At 69.1% G+C, this 20,037-nt stretch carries 21 protein-coding genes; 18 read left to right on the top strand and 3 right to left on the bottom strand.

Going from position 1 to position 20,037, the window contains the following annotated elements; all coding sequences use genetic code 11:
* Nucleotides 1-3: 3 nt before the first annotated feature.
* The 11 genes from APZ21_RS15735 (at nucleotide 4) to APZ21_RS15685 (ending at nucleotide 12,239) form a co-directional block, all read left to right on the top strand.
* The gene (locus tag APZ21_RS15735; RefSeq protein WP_054814064.1) at nucleotides 4-2,247 is read left to right on the top strand and encodes a SulP family inorganic anion transporter; all 2,244 of its coding nucleotides are present in this window, start codon (nucleotides 4-6) and stop codon (nucleotides 2,245-2,247) included.
* A 70-nt stretch (nucleotides 2,248-2,317) separates the two neighbouring features.
* Nucleotides 2,318-2,743: a TIGR02611 family protein gene (locus APZ21_RS15730; RefSeq protein ID WP_054814063.1), complete on the top strand. Its 426-nt coding sequence runs from the start codon at nucleotides 2,318-2,320 to the stop codon at nucleotides 2,741-2,743.
* Nucleotides 2,716-3,360, top strand: a complete 645-nt coding sequence (locus APZ21_RS15725; protein ID WP_054814062.1) for a (2Fe-2S)-binding protein — start codon at nucleotides 2,716-2,718, stop codon at nucleotides 3,358-3,360. Before APZ21_RS15730 ends, APZ21_RS15725 begins: the two co-directional genes overlap by 28 nt.
* Before the next feature lie 235 nt (nucleotides 3,361-3,595).
* Nucleotides 3,596-5,656 carry a threonine--tRNA ligase gene (gene thrS, locus APZ21_RS15720; protein ID WP_054814371.1) on the top strand — a complete coding sequence of 687 codons (2,061 nt, stop codon included), beginning with the start codon at nucleotides 3,596-3,598 and terminating at the stop codon, nucleotides 5,654-5,656.
* Nucleotides 5,653-6,216, top strand: coding sequence for an ATP adenylyltransferase (locus APZ21_RS15715; protein ID WP_054814061.1), 564 nt, complete (start codon nucleotides 5,653-5,655; stop codon nucleotides 6,214-6,216). Before thrS ends, APZ21_RS15715 begins: the two co-directional genes overlap by 4 nt.
* 46 nt (nucleotides 6,217-6,262) lie before the next feature.
* On the top strand, nucleotides 6,263-6,958 hold the full coding sequence (pgsA, locus tag APZ21_RS15710; protein ID WP_054814060.1) for a phosphatidylinositol phosphate synthase: 696 nt from the start codon (nucleotides 6,263-6,265) through the stop codon (nucleotides 6,956-6,958).
* A 37-nt stretch (nucleotides 6,959-6,995) separates the two neighbouring features.
* Entirely contained in the window at nucleotides 6,996-7,952 is a 957-nt protein-coding gene (locus APZ21_RS15705) for a phosphatidylinositol mannoside acyltransferase (RefSeq protein ID WP_054814059.1), read from the top strand.
* Nucleotides 7,949-9,073 carry a glycosyltransferase family 4 protein gene (locus APZ21_RS15700; RefSeq protein ID WP_054814058.1) on the top strand — a complete coding sequence of 375 codons (1,125 nt, stop codon included), beginning with the start codon at nucleotides 7,949-7,951 and terminating at the stop codon, nucleotides 9,071-9,073. The genes APZ21_RS15705 and APZ21_RS15700 overlap by 4 nt, the downstream gene beginning before the upstream one ends.
* Complete coding sequence (locus tag APZ21_RS15695; RefSeq protein ID WP_054814370.1) at nucleotides 9,073-10,116, top strand: NUDIX hydrolase; 1,044 nt, start codon at nucleotides 9,073-9,075, stop codon at nucleotides 10,114-10,116. The genes APZ21_RS15700 and APZ21_RS15695 overlap by 1 nt, the downstream gene beginning before the upstream one ends.
* Before the next feature lie 497 nt (nucleotides 10,117-10,613).
* Nucleotides 10,614-11,534: a pyridoxal 5'-phosphate synthase lyase subunit PdxS gene (gene pdxS, locus APZ21_RS15690; RefSeq protein ID WP_054814057.1), complete on the top strand. Its 921-nt coding sequence runs from the start codon at nucleotides 10,614-10,616 to the stop codon at nucleotides 11,532-11,534.
* 246 nt (nucleotides 11,535-11,780) lie between these two features.
* A complete protein-coding gene (locus APZ21_RS15685; RefSeq protein ID WP_239476651.1) occupies nucleotides 11,781-12,239 on the top strand; it encodes a WKL family lipoprotein in 459 nt (152 codons plus the stop codon).
* 35 nt (nucleotides 12,240-12,274) lie between these two features.
* On the opposite strand, the gene APZ21_RS15680 is transcribed toward APZ21_RS15685, so the two are convergent.
* Complete coding sequence (locus APZ21_RS15680) at nucleotides 12,275-12,901, bottom strand: nucleoside/nucleotide kinase family protein (protein WP_054814055.1); 627 nt, start codon at nucleotides 12,899-12,901, stop codon at nucleotides 12,275-12,277.
* Nucleotides 12,902-13,000: 99 nt separating this feature from the next.
* On the opposite strand from APZ21_RS15680, the gene APZ21_RS15675 reads away from it, so the two are divergent.
* From APZ21_RS15675 to APZ21_RS15645, 7 genes are all read left to right on the top strand, one after another.
* Nucleotides 13,001-13,822, top strand: coding sequence for an acyl-CoA thioesterase (locus APZ21_RS15675; protein ID WP_054814369.1), 822 nt, complete (start codon nucleotides 13,001-13,003; stop codon nucleotides 13,820-13,822).
* A 60-nt stretch (nucleotides 13,823-13,882) separates the two neighbouring features.
* Nucleotides 13,883-14,554: a pyridoxal 5'-phosphate synthase glutaminase subunit PdxT gene (gene pdxT / locus APZ21_RS15670; protein WP_054814054.1), complete on the top strand. Its 672-nt coding sequence runs from the start codon at nucleotides 13,883-13,885 to the stop codon at nucleotides 14,552-14,554.
* Nucleotides 14,555-14,665: 111 nt separating this feature from the next.
* Nucleotides 14,666-15,421, top strand: a complete 756-nt coding sequence (locus APZ21_RS15665) for a YebC/PmpR family DNA-binding transcriptional regulator (RefSeq protein WP_054814053.1) — start codon at nucleotides 14,666-14,668, stop codon at nucleotides 15,419-15,421.
* 296 nt (nucleotides 15,422-15,717) lie between these two features.
* On the top strand, nucleotides 15,718-16,305 hold the full coding sequence (gene ruvC, locus APZ21_RS15660; protein ID WP_054814052.1) for a crossover junction endodeoxyribonuclease RuvC: 588 nt from the start codon (nucleotides 15,718-15,720) through the stop codon (nucleotides 16,303-16,305).
* On the top strand, nucleotides 16,302-16,904 hold the full coding sequence (gene ruvA, locus APZ21_RS15655; RefSeq protein ID WP_054814051.1) for a Holliday junction branch migration protein RuvA: 603 nt from the start codon (nucleotides 16,302-16,304) through the stop codon (nucleotides 16,902-16,904). The genes ruvC and ruvA overlap by 4 nt, the downstream gene beginning before the upstream one ends.
* A gap of 8 nt (nucleotides 16,905-16,912) precedes the next feature.
* Complete coding sequence (gene ruvB / locus APZ21_RS15650) at nucleotides 16,913-17,992, top strand: Holliday junction branch migration DNA helicase RuvB (RefSeq protein ID WP_054814050.1); 1,080 nt, start codon at nucleotides 16,913-16,915, stop codon at nucleotides 17,990-17,992.
* Between the two features lie 100 nt (nucleotides 17,993-18,092).
* The gene (locus tag APZ21_RS15645; protein ID WP_054814049.1) at nucleotides 18,093-18,608 is read left to right on the top strand and encodes a GtrA family protein; all 516 of its coding nucleotides are present in this window, start codon (nucleotides 18,093-18,095) and stop codon (nucleotides 18,606-18,608) included.
* A 64-nt stretch (nucleotides 18,609-18,672) separates the two neighbouring features.
* Here APZ21_RS15645 and APZ21_RS36015 read toward each other — a convergent pair whose 3' ends face one another.
* Both APZ21_RS36015 and APZ21_RS15635 read right to left on the bottom strand, forming a co-directional pair.
* Nucleotides 18,673-19,245: a DivIVA domain-containing protein gene (locus APZ21_RS36015; RefSeq protein WP_054814048.1), complete on the bottom strand. Its 573-nt coding sequence runs from the start codon at nucleotides 19,243-19,245 to the stop codon at nucleotides 18,673-18,675.
* Nucleotides 19,246-19,380: 135 nt separating this feature from the next.
* Nucleotides 19,381-19,962 carry a TetR/AcrR family transcriptional regulator gene (locus tag APZ21_RS15635; RefSeq protein ID WP_054814047.1) on the bottom strand — a complete coding sequence of 194 codons (582 nt, stop codon included), beginning with the start codon at nucleotides 19,960-19,962 and terminating at the stop codon, nucleotides 19,381-19,383.
* Nucleotides 19,963-20,037: the final 75 nt, after the last annotated feature.

The raw sequence follows: 20,037 nt of genomic DNA, 5'->3' as shown, positions 1-20,037 counted from the left end.
ATCATGGCTGTCGAGAACGATCTCGCCCCGCCGCCGTCAGCGTCCGCCCACCGTGCCCCCGGTGCGCGATCCGATCGCCTGACATCCGTGCTGCGTCACGATCTGCCCGCCTCGATCGTGGTGTTCCTGGTCGCGCTGCCGTTGTCTCTCGGCATCGCGCTCGCCTCCGGCGCGCCCGTCGCCGCGGGCCTGATCGCCGCCGTCATCGGCGGAATCGTCGCGGGCACCCTCGGTGGTTCGACCTTGCAGGTCAGCGGTCCCGCCGCCGGCCTGACCGTGGTCGTCGCCGAATCCATCAACCAATTCGGCTGGCGCGTAACCTGTTTCATCGTCGTCGCGGCGGGTGTGCTGCAAATCTTGTTCGGCCTCAGTCGAATCGCGCGCGCGGCGCTGGCGGTGGCGCCGGTGGTGGTGCACGCCATGCTCGCCGGTATCGGCATCACCATCGCGTTGCAGCAGATCCACGTGCTGCTCGGCGGCTCCTCGCGCAGTTCGGCGTGGAACAACCTCACCGAACTGCCGTCGCAGCTGATGTCGCTGCACGGCGGCGACGCCTTCGTCGGCGCGGTGGTCATCGCCATCATGCTGGGCTGGCGGCATGTACCGGCCAAGGTCAAGGTCGTGCCGGGTCCGCTGGTCGCGGTCGTGGTGGCGACCGTGCTGGCGATGGTGCTGCCCACCGGCGCGGAACGGCTGGTGCTGAGCGGATCGCTGTTCGACGCGCTCGCGTTGCCGGAGATTCCCGACGGCGGCTGGTCGGCGGTGGCGGTCATGGTGCTGACCATCGCGCTCATCGCCAGCGTGGAGAGTCTGCTCTCGGCGGTCGCGGTCGACAAGATGCACAGCGGCCCACGCACCAACTTCGACCGCGAACTCATCGGTCAGGGTTCGGCGAATGTGCTGTCCGGCCTGGTCGGCGGTCTGCCGGTGACCGGTGTGATCGTGCGAAGCGCCACCAATGTCACCGCCGGTGCGCGCAGCCGCGCCTCGGCGATCATGCACGGCGTGTGGGTGCTGCTGTTCTCGGTGGCGCTGGTCGGCGTCGTGGAACGGATTCCGAAGGCGGCGCTGGCCGGTCTGCTCATCGTCATCGGTATCCAGTTGGTGAAACTGGCCCACATCAAGATGGCCCGGCGCACCGGCGATCTGCTGGTCTACGCGGTGACCGTGCTCGGCGTGGTGTTCCTCAACCTGCTCGAGGGTGTCGTCATCGGTCTGGTGCTCGCCTTCGGTCTGCTGCTGTGGCGGGTGGTCCGGGTTGCCATCGTGGCCAAGCAGATTCCGGGCTCACAGCGCTGGCTGGTCACCATCGACGGGTCGTGCACCTTCTTGGCGCTGCCGAAACTGTCGGCCGAATTCGCCAGGGTGCCCGCGGACGCCGACGTCACCGTCGAGATGACCGTCGACTTCCTCGACCACGCCGCCTTCGAGGCCATCGAGGAATGGGTGCGCCACCAGGAGGGCAACGGCGGCAGCGTGGAATTCGTGGAGATCGGCAGCGTTCGCATGGCCGACGCGGTCGCCGGGCCGCCCTCACGCGGTTTCGGGCGCGCGGTGTTCGACGAGATCCTGGGGCCGTGGCGGCGCGAGGATCGCCATCCCGACCCGCTCGCGGCCGGTGTCGCGGCCTACCACCGCAGCCACGCCCACGTCGTGCGCCCGCACCTCGACGAACTGCGTGACCGGCAGGATCCTGATTCGTTCTTCCTCACCTGCGCCGATTCCCGAGTGGTGCCGAACGTCATCACCAACAGCGGTCCCGGCGACCTGTTCACCGTGCGCAATGTCGGCAATCTCGTCCCCGCCGAGGGCGACGCCTCGGTCGAGGCGGCGCTGCGGTTCGCGCTCCAGGAACTGAACGTGCGCTCGATCGTGGTGTGCGGTCACTCCTCGTGCGGCGCCATGGCAGCCCTGCATTCCGGGGCCGACGCCGATCCGGGGATCACCGCCTGGCTGGCCAACGCCGCGCCGAGCCTGGAACGGTTCCGGGAAGGCCATCCGGTCGCGGTGGCCGCCGAGGCCGCCGGATTCTGTGAGGTCGACCAGCTGAGCATGGTGAACGTCGCCCTCCAGTTGGAGACCTTGCACCGGCATCCCGCGGTGCGCGCCGCCGCGGCCGAACGGGGTGTCACGGTTTCGGGGCTGTTCTTCGATATCGCCAGTGCCCGCGTCATCGAGGTCACGGTGGACGGGCTGGCCCACATCGATGACGAGCCGGTGCGCGCCTCGGCGCCCGAACTGGTCTGATGGACAGGCCGAGCCCGCCCCCCGGTCGCGTGCGCCGGAGGGCGGGCACGTTCGTCCGTAGGCTGGCCGAGTGAGTACCGAGCTGGAATCCGGTTCCGAGCCGACGGGCCGGCGCGCCTTCCGTGCGGCGATCGCGGCACGGCCTACGCTGAACCTCGCCTACCGGATCGGGGTCGCGGTCGCCGGGGTCGCGGTACTGGTTCTGGGAGTACTCGCGATTCCCTATCCCGGACCTGGCTGGGCGATCGTATTCGCCGGTCTCGGCATCCTCGCCACCGAATTCGCCTGGGCGCACCGCGCCCTGAGATGGTTGCGGGATCGTTACCGGCATCTCATGGCCTGGTACTCGGCCCGGGGACCGGTCGCGCGCGTCGTCGCGGCGGTGGCGACCGCGGTACTGGTCGTCGCGACATTATGGGTACTGGGGACGTTCGGTGTGGTCACGGATTGGATCGGAGTGGAACAGACATGGGTACGCAGTCCCCTCGCGCGGTGAATTCCGTACCGGGGGTCACGCTCACGCGGGCCGGGTGGCTGCGCGACCGTATGGCGGAGATGGGCCGCTCATGGGGGACGACGACGCCGCGTATCGCGGGCACGCTGTGGTGGTGCATGGCGTCGTCGGCGCTGATCGAACCGGTCGTCCGCGCCTACGCCGCGGGCACGCCCGCGCCCGCGGCGACGCTGGATCGGCTCGAGTGCGAGGTGCGTCCCGACGGCGGCGTCGACCGGGTCCGCGTCCTCGCCCGCCCGGCCGATGCGCCGTCCGCGGAGCCCGCCGAGGCGCTGCGCGAGACACTGGCCGCGGTGCTCCCCGCGGTGGCGCGGGTGTCGGGCGCGAGTCCGGCGGCACTGTGGGCGGTCGTCGCCGACGCCATCGGCAACCGGGCATTGGATGCCGGTGATCCGTATGCGGGCGGCGCGCTCGCCGACGAGGTCGGCGGCAAACTCCCGGCTCCCCGTTTCGTCGAGGTCGGCGGGCGCACCTTCGTCCGGCGCGTGTCCTGCTGTCTGGTCTACGAGGTCCCCGGCGCCCAGATGTGCACGAGCTGCCCCAAACGGCCCGCCGCCGAACGCACTTCGCTGCTGGAGGGGTTGGCCGCCGGTCGGTGAACGGCCGTCGGCGACCCGGGATCCGCGTGAACGGCGGGATAACCGCGGGTGACCCGATCCACTTCGCCGCGCGCCGGCCGCCCGTCGCGATGCCATTCCGTGCGCCGCGCACCCGTACGGCGTGAATGTCGGCCGGGGCCGGACGGTTAGCATGGTCGCGCCGGAGCAAACACCGTTCCGGCCCATGACGCGCGGGATCAGACCCGCCGACGAGAACGCCAAGGAGAGCTCCGCCGTGACGACCTCAGCTCCCATCAGCCCCGCCGCGCTCATCCGGGTGCAGGCCGGGACAACGGCGGGCGCCGCGGTGCGGGAAGCGGGCTTGGCCACGAAGGGTCCGCAGACCGTGGTCGTGGTGCGTGACGCCGAGGGCGCGCTGCGCGATCTGTCCTGGACTCCCGACACCGACGTCGAGGTGGAGGCGGTGGCCGCCGACACCGAGGACGGCCGCAGCGTGATCCGCCATTCCGCCGCGCACGTGCTTGCACAGGCCGTGCAGCAGGAGTTCCCGGAGGCCAAGCTCGGCATCGGACCGCCGATCAAGGACGGCTTCTACTACGACTTCCGGGTCGACCGGCCGTTCACTCCCGAGGATCTGGCCAAGCTCGAATCCCGGATGAAGAAGATCGTCAAAGGCGCGCAACGGTTCTCGCGTCGGGTGGTCGAAGTCGATGACGCGCGGGCGGAATTGGCCGGTGAGCCGTTCAAACTCGAGTTGATCAGCGACAAGTCCGGCATCGATGATGCCGAGATCATGGAGGTCGGCGGCGCGGAGCTGACGATCTACGACAACCTGGACCCCCGCACCGGCGAACGGATCTGGGGCGACCTGTGCCGCGGACCGCACATTCCCACCACCAAGTTCATCCCCGCCTTCAAGCTGACCCGCAGTTCGGCCGCCTACTGGCGCGGCGACCAGGATCGCGAGGATCTCCAGCGCATCTACGGCACCGCCTGGGAATCCCAGGAGGCGCTGGACGAGCATCTGCATCTGCTGGCCGAGGCCGAGCGCCGCGACCATCGCAAACTGGGCCTGGAACTCGACCTGTTCAGCTTCCCGGACGAGCTCGGCTCCGGTCTGCCGGTGTTCCACCCCAAGGGCGGCATCATCCGCAAGGAGCTCGAGGAGTACTCGCGGCGTCGGCACGTGGACGCGGGCTATGAATTCGTCAACACCCCGCACATCACCAAGGGGCACCTGTTCGAGGTCTCCGGCCACCTGGACTGGTACCGCGACGGCATGTTCCCGGCCATGCACCTGGACGCGGAGCTGAACGAGGACGGCACCGTCCGCAAACCCGGCCAGGACTACTACGTCAAGCCGATGAACTGCCCGATGCACAATCTGATCTTCCGGGCGCGCGGGCGGTCCTACCGGGAACTGCCGCTGCGGCTGTTCGAATTCGGGTCGGTGTACCGCTACGAGAAGTCCGGCGTCGTGCACGGTCTGACCAGGGTGCGCGGCATGACCCAGGACGACGCGCACATCTACTGCACCAAGGAGCAGATGCACGCCGAGCTGACCGGCACGCTGGAGTTCGTGCTCGATCTGCTCGCGGATTACGGCCTCGACGATTTCTACCTCGAGCTCTCCACCAAGGATCCGAAGAAGTTCGTCGGCTCCGACGAGATATGGGAGGAGGCCACCGAGACCCTGGCGAAGGTCGCCTCGGCCTCCGGGTTGAATCTGGTTCCCGATCCCGGCGGCGCGGCGTTCTACGGCCCGAAGATCTCGGTGCAGGCCAAGGACGCGCTGGGACGCACCTGGCAGATGTCGACCATCCAGCTCGATTTCAACCTGCCCGAACGCTTCGACCTCGAGTACACCGCCTCCGACGGCAGCAAACAGCGTCCGGTCATGATCCATCGCGCGCTGTTCGGCTCCATCGAACGGTTCTTCGGCGTGCTCACCGAGCACTACGCCGGCGCGTTCCCGGCCTGGCTGTCGCCGGTGCAGGTGGTCGGCATCCCGGTAGCGGAAACCTTTGTCCCGCACCTGGATCGGGTGATCGAGCGGCTGCGCGACGCGGGCGTGCGCGCGCAGGTCGACCGCAGCGACGACCGCATGCAGAAGAAGATCTTCAACAACACCGCGCAGAAGGTGCCCTTCATGCTGATCGCGGGCGAGCGCGACGTGAACGCCGACGCGGTGAGCTTCCGCTTCCGCGACGGCACCCAGGTCAACGAGGTGCCGGTGGCCGATGCGATCGCGACGGTCGTCACCTGGATCGCGAACCGGGAGAACGCCTCGCCGACGGCCGAAGGTTTCGAGATCGTCTCCCCGGAGCGGATATGAGCGAGCCGACCACGTCCGATCAGGGCATCGTGGACCGCGGCGCGGGCGAACCCGACCGCCTCCAGCGGCTGTGGACGCCGTACCGGATGTCCTACATCGCCGAGGCGGCCATCGATCGCCCCGCCGATTCCACCGGCCACCCGTTCACCGACATTCCGCGCATGTCCGACGAGGACGGCCTGGTCATCGCGCGCGGTGAACTGGTGTACGCCGTGCTGAACCTGTACCCCTACAACCCCGGTCACATGATGGTGGTCCCGTACCGCGTCGTGGCGAATCTGGAGGATCTCACCGAGGCCGAGAGCGCCGAGTTGATGGCGTTCACCCAGCGGGCGATCCGGGTCATGAAGAGTGTGTCCAGACCGCACGGATTCAATGTCGGTCTCAATCTCGGCGGGGTGGCGGGCGGATCGCTGGCCGACCACCTGCATCAGCACATCGTGCCGCGCTGGGGCGGTGACGCGAACTTCATCACCGTCGTCGGCGGGGTGAAGGTCATGCCGCAACTACTCCGGGAGACCCGGGCGCTGCTCGCGGCGGCCTGGAAGGAGACGCAATGAGCGCAGTGCCCGCGTTCCGCGCCGCACAGCGGGGGACCGACCGGTCGTGCTGAGCTTCTTCGGCCGCGAGACGTTCGCGAAAGCGACTGCGCCGCTGGGCAAGGCGCTGGTGAAGACGGGACTGACCCCGGACGCGGTGACCGTCATCGGCACCGTCGCCTCGATCGCGGCCGCGGTCACCCTGTTCCCGACCGGACATCTGTTCTGGGGAACGATCGTGATCTGGCTGTTCGTCATGTTCGACATGCTCGACGGCGCGATGGCGCGGGCGCGCGGCGGCGGCACCCGATACGGCGCCGTCCTCGACGCCACCTGCGACCGGCTGGCCGATGGCGCGATCTTCGGCGGTCTGGCCTGGTGGTCGGTCTACCACGAGAACAACCGCGCGCTGTTCGGCGCGACCCTGGTGGTGCTGGTGACCTCTCAGGTCATCTCCTACGCCAAGGCGCGCGCGGAGGCCAGCGGGCTGTCGGCCGACGGCGGCATCATCGAGCGGCCCGACCGACTCGTCATCGTGCTGGTGGGCGCGGGCCTCACCGGAATCGGCGGATACTGGGATATCGAATGGCTCACCTGGGCCGTCCATGTCGCGATGTGGATGCTGGCGGTACTCAGCATCGTGACCGTCTTCCAACGCGTGCTCGCCGTGCGCCGCTCCGCCGGCGCCCGCGAGGTCATCACCCCGGCGCCGCGGCCCGGCCGCCCGGCCGCGGGGGCCGACGCGGCGGAGCAGCCGTCGTGAGATCGTCTCGGATCGGCGTGACGGGAGGGTTCGGGGGATGAGCGCTTTCAGATCGGCGCTGACCGATCGCGCGTACGCGGCGGGCTGGCGGGTGGTGCGCGCACTTCCGGAGTCCTCGGCGCGACGGCTGTTCGACATGGGCGCCGACCGGGCCGTCCGCAAGGGCGGACCGGAGCAGTTGCGGCGCAATCTGGCCCGGGTGCTCGGCACCGTCCCCGACGCGGTGCCCGACGAGTTGATGCGCGCGAGTATGCGCTCCTACGCGCGGTATTGGCGCGAGGCGTTCCGCCTGCCCTCGATGGATCACACGGCGATCGACTTCCACGTCGACGGCCTCGAGTTCCTCGACGCCGCGCTCACGCGCGGACGTGGGGTCGTCCTTGTCCTGCCGCATTCCGGGAACTGGGATATGGCAGGCGTCTGGCTGGTGCAGCACTACCAGAAGCTCTCGACGGTGGCCGAACGGCTGGAACCGGAGTCGCTGTTCGAGCGGTTCGTGGCCTATCGGGAGAGCCTCGGCTTCGAGGTGTTCCCGCTGACCGGCGGCGCCGAGCCGCCGTATCCGCGGTTGGCGGCGCGGCTGCGGGAGAACGGGATCGTGTGCCTGATGGGGGAGCGCGACCTCACCGGCAAGGGAGTGCCGGTCACCTTCTTCGGGGAGCGCACCTGGATGCCCGCGGGGGCGGCGAAGCTCGCCATCGAGACCGGGGCGGCCCTGGTGCCGGTGCACGCGTGGTTCACCGTCGAGGCCGACGGAAGCGAGAACTGGGGTCTGAAGACCGAACGGCCGATCGACGTGTCCGGCGGGGTGACGGCGGCCACCCAGTCGCTGGCCGATCGCTTCGCGGCGAATATCGCCGAGCATCCGCAGGACTGGCACATGCTGCAACCGCTGTGGGAATCGGATCTGTCCCCGCAGCGGTTGGCCCGCATCGCCGATGCGCAGCAGCGAATCGACCACGGCCGGGTCACCGCCGAGGAGGGGGCGCCGTGAAGATCGGCATGGTGTGCCCCTATTCGTTCGACGTCCCCGGCGGCGTGCAGGCCCACGTGGTCGAACTGGCCCGGGTGTTCATCGAGCGCGGCCACCGGGTGAGCGTGCTCGCGCCCGCTTCCGAGGGCACGCCGCTGCCGGATTTCGTGGTCTCGGCGGGGCGGGCGGTCGCGATTCCGTACAACGGGTCGGTGGCGCGGCTGTCCTTCGGGCCCATGGCCTACACCAGGATTCGGCGCTGGATCGACGGCAACGACTTCGACGTGCTGCACATACACGAACCGAACGCGCCGAGTCTGTCCATGCTCGCACTCAAGATCGCCGAGGGGCCGATCGTTGCGACCTTTCACACCTCCACCACGAAATCGCTGGTGCTGAGCACCTTTCAGGGCGTGCTGCGGCCGTACCACGAGAAGATCAGCGGCCGGATCGCGGTATCGGAACTGGCGCGGCGCTGGCAGGTGGAGGCGTTGGGTTCGGACGCGGTGGAGATTCCGAACGGGGTCGACGTGCCCGCGTTCGCGCGCGCGCCCATGTTGGAAGGCTATCCGCGCGCGGGCCGCACGGTGCTGTTTCTCGGCCGCTACGACGAACCGCGCAAGGGCATGGCCGTGCTGCTGGGCGCACTACCCGAGTTGGTGCGCCGTCACCGTGACCTCGAGGTGCTCATCGTCGGCCGCGGCGACGAGGAGCGACTACGCAGGGAGGCGGGTCCGCTCGCCGCGCACCTGCGCTTCCTCGGTCAGGTCTCCGATGCGGAGAAGGCATCGGCGATGCGCAGCGCGGACGTCTACGTCGCACCCAATCTGGGCGGTGAGAGTTTCGGCATCATCCTCATCGAGGCGATGGCCGCGGCTACCCCGGTGGTCGCGAGCGAACTCGATGCCTTCCGCCGGGTGCTGCGCGACGGCGCCGCGGGCGTGCTGGTGCCGGTGGGGGATTCGGCGCGGCTGGCCGAGGCCGTGGACAGCGTGCTCACCGACGACCGGCGTCGCGCCGAGTTGGTGCGCACCGCCACCCAGGTGGTCGGCGAATACGACTGGCCGGTGGTCGCCGAGCAGATCCTGCGGGTCTACGAGACGGTGACCGTGGGCGATGTGCGGGTGCGTGCCGCCGGATGATCACCTTCTCCGCCACCACGATCCTCGTTCTCGCGCTCGTCGCCGCGGTGATCTTCGCGATCGGCGTGTGGGCCTACTCCACCGCGAACCGACTCGACCGCTTGCACGTGCGATCGGATCAGTCCTGGCACGCCCTCGAGGGGGCGTTGGCCCGGCGCGCGGTGGTGGCCCGGTCGGTCGCCATGGCGATGGCGGGCTCGGCTTCCGATCCGGTGGCCGCCGACCAGGCCAAACGGTTGACCGCCCTGGCCGACCGGGCCGAGCGGGCGGATCGGGCGGGACGCGAGACGGCCGAGAATCAGCTGTCGGTGGCGCTGTCGGCGGTGGATATCGCGCAGTTGCACCCGCAGTTGGTGGCCGAGCTCGCCGATGCCGAGGCCAGGGTGCTGATCGCGCGCCGTTTCCACAACGACGCGGTGCGCGACACCTTGGCGCTGCGCACGCGCCGGCCGGTGCGTGTCCTGCATCTGGGCGGTACCGCGCCGCTGCCGACATATTTCGAGATCACGGAGCGGGCCACACCCGCGGCCTCGACGGGTCTGGCGGTCGACACCATCCGCACCTCGGCTCGGGTGGTGCTGCTCGACGAACGCGATCGGGTGCTGCTCATGCGCGGTCACGATCCACAGACCCCGGACGTGTCGTTCTGGTTCACCATCGGCGGCGGCGTCGATCCGGGGGAGACGCTGCGCGGCGCCGCGGTGCGGGAACTGTGGGAGGAGACCGGGCATCGGGCCGATCCCGAGGCGCTGCGCGGGCCGCTGTGGCGGCGGGTCGCGGTGTTCCCGTTCAATGGCGAGCTGATCCGCGCCGAGGAGTTGTTCTTCGTGCTGCGGGTGCCGTCGTTCGAACCGCAGCCGGGCAATCTGACCGCGGTGGAACGCCGTTCGGTGACGGGTCACCGCTGGTGCGCGGCTGCCGACATCCTCGCCCTCGACGCGTCGGGGGAGACCGTCTACCCGTATCACCTCGATGAACTGCTGGCCGAGGCGGCGGCGGTCGCCGCGGGTGGCGCGGAGCCGCAGGTGCGCTCGATTCGGTGAGGCCGCGAGCCCGGACACAGCGCTGACCGAATATCTGTGATCTATTTCACTATCGCGACAAGGTCGGGACTGGGATACCGCACCGGGGGTAGGTCTGGAAACAGGTTGTCCGCCGGAATGTCCGGTCAGGTGTGGAGGTAGCGCATGTCGTATCTGCTGTTCGATTTCCTGTCGCCGCTCGTCGGCCCCTCCGCCGCGCAGTACTGGGCGCAGTTGCTGGTTATCGATCCCATCTGAGCGCGGCCGTCCCCGCGGTGACCCGCTCCGAGGGCGGGCGATTCGCCCTGGACTTGCCGGCCCGCGGCCACGCGGTCGCCGCCGCGGCACGGACAGCGACGATGTGTACACGGCTGCGGCCGCGCACGCGGCGGTCCGGGAATGTCGTGGGTCACAGGCTCGGTCCGACCAGACCAGTGCCCCTCAACTGGCTATCAAGTGGCATTCGGGCCGCGCCTAGAATTGGGTCGATTTCATCCGAGCGAGCCCGATTGGCGCCAATGACCCAGGAGTTTGCCGTGACCACGTCCGAAACCGCCACCACCGTCGGCACCGCCCGCGTGAAGCGCGGTATGGCCGAAATGCTCAAGGGCGGGGTGATCATGGACGTCGTCACACCCGAACAGGCCAAGATCGCCGAGGACGCGGGCGCCGTCGCGGTCATGGCGCTCGAGCGGGTGCCCGCCGACATCCGCGCCCAGGGTGGCGTGTCCAGGATGAGCGATCCCGACATGATCGACGGCATCATCTCCGCGGTGTCCATCCCGGTGATGGCGAAGGCCAGGATCGGTCACTTCGTGGAGGCTCAGATCCTCCAGAGCCTCGGCGTCGACTACGTCGATGAATCCGAGGTCCTCACCCCGGCCGACTACGCCAATCACATCGACAAGTGGAACTTCACCGTGCCCTTCGTGTGCGGCGCCACCAATCTCGGCGAGGCGCTGCGGCGTATCACCGAGGGTGCGGCGATGATCCGGTCCAAGGGCGAGGCCGGCACCGGCGACGTCTCCAACGCCACCACGCACATGCGCAGCATTCGGCAGGAGATCGCCAGGCTCGCCGCCCTGCCCGCGGACGAACTGTATGTAGCGGCCAAGGAATTGCGGGCGCCCTATGAGCTGGTCCGCGAGGTCGCCGAGACGGGCAAGCTGCCGGTCGTGCTGTTCACCGCGGGCGGCATCGCGACCCCGGCCGACGCCGCCATGATGATGCAGCTCGGCGCCGAGGGCGTCTTCGTCGGTTCCGGCATCTTCAAGTCCGGTAACCCGGAGCAGCGGGCCGCCGCCATCGTCAAGGCCACCACCTTCTACGACGATCCCGACGTGCTCGCCAAGGTGTCGCGCGGTCTTGGCGAGGCCATGGTCGGCATCAACGTCGAGGAGATCGCCCAGCCGCACCGACTCGCCGAACGCGGCTGGTGACACGGCCGGATTGCCGCGTGCCCGAGTGATGTCCTCGGCTGATGGCGTACGCGCTTCGCGCACCGGTGCGTTCGGGCGCACCGGTCCGTTCGACTCTTCGAGCCGGCTCACAGTGGTCTTACCGTTCCCACAGAACCGTTGGTTAGCTTCAGGATTCGGTCGCCACGGCGCGCCGGAAGATCGGATCGATTCGAAGGTTAGGACGAGTAGTTGAAGCTTCCCAGGTCCGTACGCATCGTGATCGCGGTGCCTGCGATCGCAGCCGCGCTGAGTCTCACCGCGTGCGGTAGCGACGACAAGGCCGCCGATGCCAAACCGACCCGCACGACGACCAGCGCCAAGGCGGCCGCGGCGAATCTGCCCGCGGTCCCGACCGCGGCGGAGCTGAACACGCAGTTGCAGAAGGCGCTGGATCCGTCGGTGCCCAATGGCGAGAAGCTCGACATGGTGCAGGGCGCGCAGGCCGATCCCGAACTTCCGGGTCGTCTGGCGGAGGCGTACAAGCAGACCAATGCGTCGGTGACGGTGACCGAGGTGACGGCTTTCGGTGACACGATCAATGCCAAGGCCAAGGTGTTGTTGAACGGCCAGGAGAATCTCGCGGATGTGCCGTTCGTGGCGGAGAACGGCAAGTGGAAGGTCCAGAAGGCGTGGGCCTGCCAGATGCTGACCACACTCGGACAGCAGTCCGCGGCCTGTAGCTGACGGCGGCGCGCAAGTGGGTGAGGGCCCGTGCGCGCCTAGGGTTCCGGTAGCAGCAGCGCTGGACGGTCGGGGTGGTCCCAGCGCACGCGATAGTCGGCGGGATCGATATTCTCCCGCGCGAATCGTGACAGCGCCTCGATCGTCCATTGCTCATCGGCGGGGGTGCGGCGGCGCAGCGCGGCCTCCGACATCTCGAGGCCGACGGTGAGATCGAAGTCGAGTCCGCGTCCGAGCAGCATCGGGCCGGCGACCGCGAGGACCGTCCGCGCCGGCGCGCGGCGCATCGCCGCGCGGGCGGAACGGTCCTGCGCCTCGTCCCAGAGCGCGGGCAGCCAGCGGTCGTGTTCGCGGACCGCGTCCAGGACCTCACGGCGCAGCGCGGCGAAGTCGAACCAGGCGGTGCGATAGGACATCTCGTCGGTGCGGCCGAACTCGAGGCGCAGTGACGCGGGCCGGACGTAGTCGTGCATGGACACCACCTCGGCGGCCTCGCCGCGGTCGTGGAACTCTCGGACCAGACGCCGCGCGAAGGCGAGCGGATCGGCGGCGTCGGGGCCGTCCACGGCGACGACGCGATGGCCGTCGCGCGCGTCGAGATCGTCGGCTATCGACGCGACGAGCCGATCCTGGGTGATCGCAAGGAACTTCGGCACGGTATCCATCACAGCAGATGTCGTCCGGCCCGCTCTCCGGTAGCGGTGTGATCGCCGAACGACCGGCCCCACGGGGTGAATCCGGCGCTGCGGGATAACCTCAGCCTCATGGCGACAATCGAAGAGGCCCTCGAGATCGAACGGCTGGAACGGGACATCTTCCGCGGCGCGTCCACAGAGACGCAGCTGCCGCGCACCTTCGGCGGGCAGGTTGCCGGACAGGCGCTGGTCTCGGCCGTGCGTACCGTGGAGCCGCGCTTCGAGGTGCATTCGCTGCACGGCTACTTCCTGCGGCCGGGCAATCCGGCTCAGCCGACGGTGTATCTGGTGGAACGCATCCGCGACGGCCGGTCCTTCTGCACCCGGCGGGTGACCGGGGTACAGGACGGGGCGGCGATATTCACCATGTCGGCGTCCTTCCACGTCGGCGACGCGGGTCCGCAGCATCAGGACGTGATGCCCGTGGTGCGTCCGCCCGACGATCTACCCGACGCGCAGACCAGCATGGATCCCGAGCGGCTTTGGGCGATGCGGGAATGGGAGCACTGGGATATCCGCCCGATTCCCCAGGAGGAGGTCGCGGTACGCGACGGCGCGGTGGCCCAGCAGCAGGTGTGGTTCCGCTACCGGCACGCACTGCCCGACGATCCGCTGTTCCACGTGTGCACCCTCGCCTACATGAGCGATATGACCCTGCTCGGCTCGTCCAAGGTCATCCATCCCGATGAGCAGACCCAGAACGCCTCCCTCGATCACGCCATGTGGTTCCTGCGGCCCTTCCGCGCCGACGACTGGCTGCTCTACGACCAGTCCTCGCCCTCGGCCGGTTTCGGGCGCGCGCTGACCGGCGGCAAGATCTTCGACCGCCGTGGCGAATTGGTGGCCGCGGTGGTGCAGGAGGGCCTGATCCGCGCCCTGCGCGAGGACTGACCGCGGCGGGCGGCGGTGCGTGAGCGCGGCCACAGCGGCGCGAATCGTAAGCTGTGGCCGGTGAACTCCTCCCAGGCCGAAGCCGACGTCGAGCGTCCCGTGATCGGTGTGCTCGCGCTGCAGGGCGATGTGCGCGAGCACATCGCGGCACTGAGCAGGTGCGGCGCCGAACCCGTCCTGGTACGCCGCGCCGCGGAACTCGCGGCCGTCGACGGTCTGGTGCTGCCCGGCGGGGAATCCACCGCGATCTCCACGTTGCTCGGCGCCTTCGACCTGCTGGAACCGCTGCGCGCCCGGCTGCGCGACGGCATGCCCGCCTTCGGCTCCTGCGCGGGCATGATCCTGCTCGCCTCCGAGGTGCTCGACACTCGCGCCGATGCCCAGCATCTGTCGGGAATCGATATGACCGTGCGCCGCAATGCCTTCGGGCGTCAGGTCGACTCGTTCGAAACCGATCTCGACTTCGGCGGACTCGACGGCGGACCGGTGCGCGCGGTGTTCATCCGCGCGCCGTGGGTCGAACGTGTCGGCCCCGATGTCCGGGTGCTGGCCACCGTGCCCGCCGGAGCGGGCGCGGGCAAGATCGTCGCGGTACGGCAGGGCGATGTGCTCGCGACCTCGTTCCACCCCGAGGTGACCGGTGATCTGCGGGTGCACGCCATGTTCGTCGATATCGTGCGCGCCGCCGTCGCCGCACACGGCGGTCGGATCGGTGCGGACGGCGTCCACTAGGCTGGTGGAGTTGTCCGCTCGGTCGGCATGGCCGAAACCCCTCGGGGGCGCCGCCGCGCCGCGGGTAACGTACTCACGTCACACGTGCAACCGACCTGAAGGAAGTAGGGAATGAGCGGCCACTCCAAATGGGCCACCACCAAGCACAAGAAGGCCGCGATCGACGCCAAGCGGGGCAAACTCTTCGCGAAGCTGATCAAGAACATCGAGGTGGCGGCCCGGACGGGTGGCGGTGACCCGGATGGCAACCCGACGCTGTACGACGCCATCCAGAAGGCGAAGAAGTCGTCGGTCCCGAACGACAACATCGAGCGCGCGCGCAAGCGCGGCGGCGGCGAGGAGGCGGGCGGCGCCGACTGGCAGACGATCATGTACGAGGGCTACGGTCCCAACGGCGTCGCCGTGCTGATCGAATGTCTCACCGACAACCGCAACCGCGCCGCGGGTGAGGTCCGGGTCGCGATGACCCGCAACGGCGGCAATATGGCCGATCCGGGTTCGGTCGCCTACCTGTTCCACCGCAAGGGCATCGTCACCCTGGAGAAGAACGGACTGTCCGAGGACGATGTGCTCATGGCGGTGCTCGACGCGGGCGCCGAGGAGGTCAACGACCTCGGCGACACCTTCGAGGTGGTCAGCGAGCCGGGCGATCTGATCCCGGTCCGCCGGGCACTGCAAACGGCGGGCATCGACTACGACTCGGCGGAGTCCGGCTTCCAGCCGTCGGTGAGCGTCCCCGTGGACGTCGACGGCGCGCGCAAGGTGTTCAAGCTGGTCGACGCGCTCGAGGACAGCGACGACGTGCAGAACGTCTACACCAATGTCGACCTGTCCGACGAGGTGCTGGCTCAGCTCGAAGAGGACTGAGCGGCCACGGCGGTCCGCGATGCGGATCGCCCCGTGTCGTCGTCGTTGCGGGCGCGGACGCTGGTGGTCGAGCATCGCGTGTCGACGGTGGCCGCGGCCGACACCGGAAGGTCTGGCCATCGCCGAGGCACGCGCCTGCGGCACACCGACTCCCTCACTCAGCGGGCGGCATTCATCGCCCTCAGCATCGCCAGGTCGCCGCGGTGCCGCTTCGCCATACCGTGTCGCTGGTCGGCCCCGTCTGATCCGTCCACTAGACTCTCGAACAGTTGTTCGTGTCTGTGAGAGGGGATTTCGTGCGGGTGATGGGCGTCGATCCCGGACTCACCCGGTGCGGACTCAGCGTGGTGGACGGCGGACACGGCCGCACGGTGACCGCCGTGGACGTCGGCGTGGTGCGCACCCCACAGGATCTGGATCTGGCTCACCGGCTGCTGCGCGTCGCCGACGCCGCCGAGCGATGGATGGATACCCACCGGCCCGAGGCGGTGGCGATCGAACGAGTCTTCGCCCAGCACAATGTGCGCACGGCGATGGGCACCGCGCAGGCGGGCGGGGTGATCGCGCTGGCGGCCGCGCGGCGCGGGATCCCGGTGGCCTTCCATACCCCGAGCGAGGTGAAGGCCGCCGTGACCGGCAATGGTTCGGCCGACAAGGCACAGGTGACGGCGATGGTCACGCGCATCCTGCGATTGTCGGCCGCGCCCAAGCCCGCGGACGCGGCCGATGCGCTGGCCCTGGCGATCTGTCATTGTTGGCGGGCGCCACTGCTCGAGCGGATGGCAAGGGTCGAGGCGCAGGCCGCCGAGGCGAAGCGCCGCTACGCCGAGCGGCTGGCGGAGCAACGGCGGACGGGCGGACAACGAAAGGCGGTGCGCGGGTGATCACGTCGGTACGCGGTGAGGTGCTCGAGGTCGCGTTGGATCACGTGGTGATCGAGGCGGCCGGAGTCGGTTACCGGCTCAACGCCACCCCGGCGACCCTGGCGACGCTGACCCGCGGCGAGCAGGCCCGCCTGTTCGCCGCGATGATCGTGCGTGAGGATTCGATGACCCTGTTCGGTTTCGCCGATACCGAGGCCCGCGACCTGTTCGGACTCCTCCAGACCGTGTCCGGGGTCGGTCCCCGGCTGGCCATGGCCGTCCTCGCGGTGCTCGAACCGGAGGCGCTGCGCAAAGCGCTGGCCGAGAGCAATGTGGCCGCGCTGACCAGGGTGCCCGGCATCGGCAAGCGCGGCGCCGAACGCATGGTCGTCGAATTGCGCGACAAGGTGAACCTGGTCCCCGTGCAATCCGGTCCGCCGGGATCGGCGCCGCCCGCCGTGGCGCCGGTGCGCGATCAGGTGGTCGAGGCGCTCACCGGTCTGAGCTTCCCGCTCAAGCAGGCCGAACAGGCCGTCGACGGCATACTGGCCGAACTGCCCGCCGCCGACACCTCGACGGTGTTGCGCGCCGCCCTCGGCCGGCTCGGCCGTAATCGCTAGGGGTTGGCGTGGACACCGACGACAGCGACGAATCCCCGGTCACCGCGCGGTATCTGCGTTCCGACGGCGAGGTCGAGGCCGGATTGCGCCCGAAATCGCTGGACGATTTCATCGGGCAGCCGCGGGTGCGCGAACAGCTCGCGCTGGTGCTGCGCGGCGCCAAGCAGCGCGGCGCGACCCCGGACCACGTCCTGCTCTCGGGTCCGCCGGGACTCGGCAAGACGAGTATGGCGATGATCATCGCGGGCGAACTCGGCACCGCGCTGCGCATCACCTCGGGACCCGCGCTCGAACGCGCGGGCGACCTGGCCGCGATGCTGAGCAATCTGGTCGAGGGCGATGTGCTGTTCATCGATGAGATCCACCGCATCGCCAGGCCCGCGGAGGAGATGCTCTATCTGGCGATGGAGGATTTCCGGGTCGACGTCGTGGTCGGCAAGGGGCCGGGCGCGACCTCGATTCCCTTGGATATCGCACCGTTCACCCTGGTCGGTGCGACCACGCGATCGGGTGCGCTGACCGGTCCGCTGCGGGATCGTTTCGGGTTCACCGGTCATATGGACTTCTACGAACCCGAGGAACTGCTGCGGATTCTGCGGCGCTCGGCGCAGATCCTCGGGGTCGACATCGAGATCGACGCCGCCGCCGAGATCGCGGGCCGCTCCCGCGGCACCCCGCGCATCGCCAACCGTCTGCTGCGCCGGGTGCGCGACTACGCCGAGGTCAAGGCAGACGGGCACATCACCAGGGCCATCGCGTGCGCGGCGCTCGAGGTGTACGACGTGGATTCGCTCGGCCTCGACCGTCTCGACCGCGCGGTGCTCGGCGCCCTGGTACGCGGTTTCGCCGGTGGGCCGGTGGGTGTTTCAACCCTCGCCGTCGCGGTGGGGGAGGAGGCGGCCACGGTCGAGGAGGTGTGCGAGCCGTTCCTGGTGCGCGCGGGCATGGTCGCGCGCACGCCGCGCGGGCGGGTCGCGACCGCATCCGCCTGGGAGCATCTCGGGCTGGTGCCGCCGCCGGATCTGGTGTTCGGCGCGCTCGAGGTGCGCGGTCGGGAACCGCACCCGACTCTCGACCTGTTCGACTGATCCGACCGCGCTCGGTCGGATCGCCGAAGCAGGCGGCCGGGTTCCTGTGGAAAGTCCGGCCGGGCAGCCGAGTGCGCCGGGGAGCGATAGAGTCGGTCGGGTGGCATTGGTCCAGACTGTTCTCGAGCGAGTGCCCGAACCGTACCGTTCCCAACTGATCCAGCATCGGGAGAAGTTGAAGTTCGCGATGGTCGGGGCTATCACGTGGTTCATCGATACCGGCGTGGTTTACGCGACCAAGCTGACGGTACTGGGGGAAAAGCCGTTGACCGCACGGCTTCTCGGGGTGCTGATCGCAACCATCGCGTCATATGTGCTGAACCGGGAATGGTCCTTCCGCACCCGGGGCGGGCGGCAGCGCCACCACGAGGCGGCGCTGTTCTTCGCCATCAGCGCCCTCGGCATCGGTGTGACGCTGCTGCCGCAGGCGATCTCGCTCTACGTCTTCGACATCCGGGTGCCGCACGTCGATCCGGTCACCCAGGCGGTGGCGAACTTCATCACCGGCCAGATCCTCGGCGTCCTCCTGGCGATGGTCTTCCGATTCTGGGCGTTCCGGCGTTACGTCTTCCCCGACGACCTGGAGGAAGCCGAACTCCACAGCATCCAGGGCTGATCCTGGTCCAGGCCGAGCCGGACACCCCGTCCGCGAATCCGCCGTGCCGAAGGCGCGGCCGAAATCACCGAGCGAATTCGAATGCGGTGATGACCAGGTCGAGGAACGCCTCCACCTCGTCGGTCTGATATCCGCGCCTGCTCAGCCGCGCTTCGGTGAACCGCACCGACCGCACGTCGGTGACGGTGAGAGTGCCAGGACCGTCGTGGGCGAGGGTCGCGGCGACCAGGTCGAGGAACGCGTCCACCTCGTCCACGTCGTAGCCGCGCCGTCCGGTGGGCGCCACCGAGAACCGCACGCGCCGCACGTCCTCGGGGGTGAGCGGAGCCGTGCCCGACGCCACCGAGACCCCGCCGGTGGGGCCGGGACGGATGCCGCGCTGGCGATTGTCCAGTTCGACGCGCACGCGGTCGAGGAATTCATCGACCTGATCGGCCCGATAGCCGCGGCTCCCGAAACCCGGCGGCTCGAATGCGACCCGGCGGACCTCGTCGGCGGTCAGGATCCGCTGCCCCGCGAGGGTCGCCGTCACGCGGTCGAGGAAGGCGTCCACCTGGTCGGCGTCGTAGCCGCGGTGGCCGACCTGTGGCGTGGCGAAATGGACGCGGCGCGCGTCGTCGGGGGTCACGCGCGCCATTGTGTCAGGAGCGTCGACGCGCGCGGTCGGGTCGTCTCCGTCTCGTCCCGTGCGGTTTCTCCCGAACACGTCGCGCCCCCGAGGAACCGAATCGGCTGGTGTGCCCACACTGTAGCGTCCACCCCGGCGTGTTCTTCAGTCGTTGCGCACACCGTCGATCAGCATTCGCCGGATCGCCTCGGTCAGCGCTTCGATCTGCGCACGGTCTGTATCGCGCAGACCGTGCACGACGCCTGCGAGCAGCATGCCGGTGACCGCGCGGGCGGTATTGCGGGTGTCGAGATCGGCGCGCAGATAACCGAGTTCGACACCGTGCTCGAGGTAGGCGGCGGTGAGCGCGTCGGCGGTGTCGAGCAGGCCGTAGAGCCGTGAGGTCAGTTCGTCGTCGATGCCCGTCGCGTGGAACAGCAGCAATTGCGGTATGCGCCGGTCCTCGAGCAGGATGCGGGTCAGCGCTGCGCCGATGCGGTCGGTCTGGGCCCGGTACTCCTCGAGCGTGGTCGCGGCGTCGGGGGAGTTGTCGGTGCCGAGTGCGGTGATGACGCGTTCGGAGAGTTCATCGATGACGTGGTCGATGATGTCGCGCTTATTGCTGAAGTAGCGGTAGAAGGTGCCGTGCCCGATGCCGAGGCGGACGGCGATATCGGCGATGCCGGTGGCGTGATAGCCCTTCTCGGCGAAGCAGACGAAGGCGGTGTCGATGATGTCCTTGCGCATTTCGGCCTTGCGCTGCTGAGCGCGTGCCGCACCGGCCGTCCGGGGTGTCCGCGTGGATGACTCCGTCACCCGTCC

Source organism: Nocardia arizonensis, assembly GCF_001310275.1.
Classification (GTDB): Bacteria; Actinomycetota; Actinomycetes; order Mycobacteriales; family Mycobacteriaceae; genus Nocardia; species Nocardia arizonensis.
Note: the sequence above shows the minus strand (reverse complement) of the source record. Positions and strands in the feature narration are given on the sequence as shown.

Coding starts and splice junctions, on each gene's coding strand:
- pdxS (WP_054814057.1), top strand. CDS start 10,614: ATGACCCAGGAGTTTGCCGTGACCACGTCCGAAACCGCCACCACCGTC.
- APZ21_RS15735 (WP_054814064.1), top strand. CDS start 4: ATGGCTGTCGAGAACGATCTCGCCCCGCCGCCGTCAGCGTCCGCCCAC.
- APZ21_RS15635 (WP_054814047.1), bottom strand. CDS start 19,962: ATGCGCAAGGACATCATCGACACCGCCTTCGTCTGCTTCGCCGAGAAG.
- APZ21_RS15705 (WP_054814059.1), top strand. CDS start 6,996: ATGAGCGCTTTCAGATCGGCGCTGACCGATCGCGCGTACGCGGCGGGC.
- APZ21_RS15725 (WP_054814062.1), top strand. CDS start 2,716: ATGGGTACGCAGTCCCCTCGCGCGGTGAATTCCGTACCGGGGGTCACG.
- APZ21_RS15680 (WP_054814055.1), bottom strand. CDS start 12,901: ATGGATACCGTGCCGAAGTTCCTTGCGATCACCCAGGATCGGCTCGTC.
- APZ21_RS36015 (WP_054814048.1), bottom strand. CDS start 19,245: ATGGCGCGCGTGACCCCCGACGACGCGCGCCGCGTCCATTTCGCCACG.
- APZ21_RS15675 (WP_054814369.1), top strand. CDS start 13,001: ATGGCGACAATCGAAGAGGCCCTCGAGATCGAACGGCTGGAACGGGAC.
- APZ21_RS15715 (WP_054814061.1), top strand. CDS start 5,653: ATGAGCGAGCCGACCACGTCCGATCAGGGCATCGTGGACCGCGGCGCG.
- APZ21_RS15665 (WP_054814053.1), top strand. CDS start 14,666: ATGAGCGGCCACTCCAAATGGGCCACCACCAAGCACAAGAAGGCCGCG.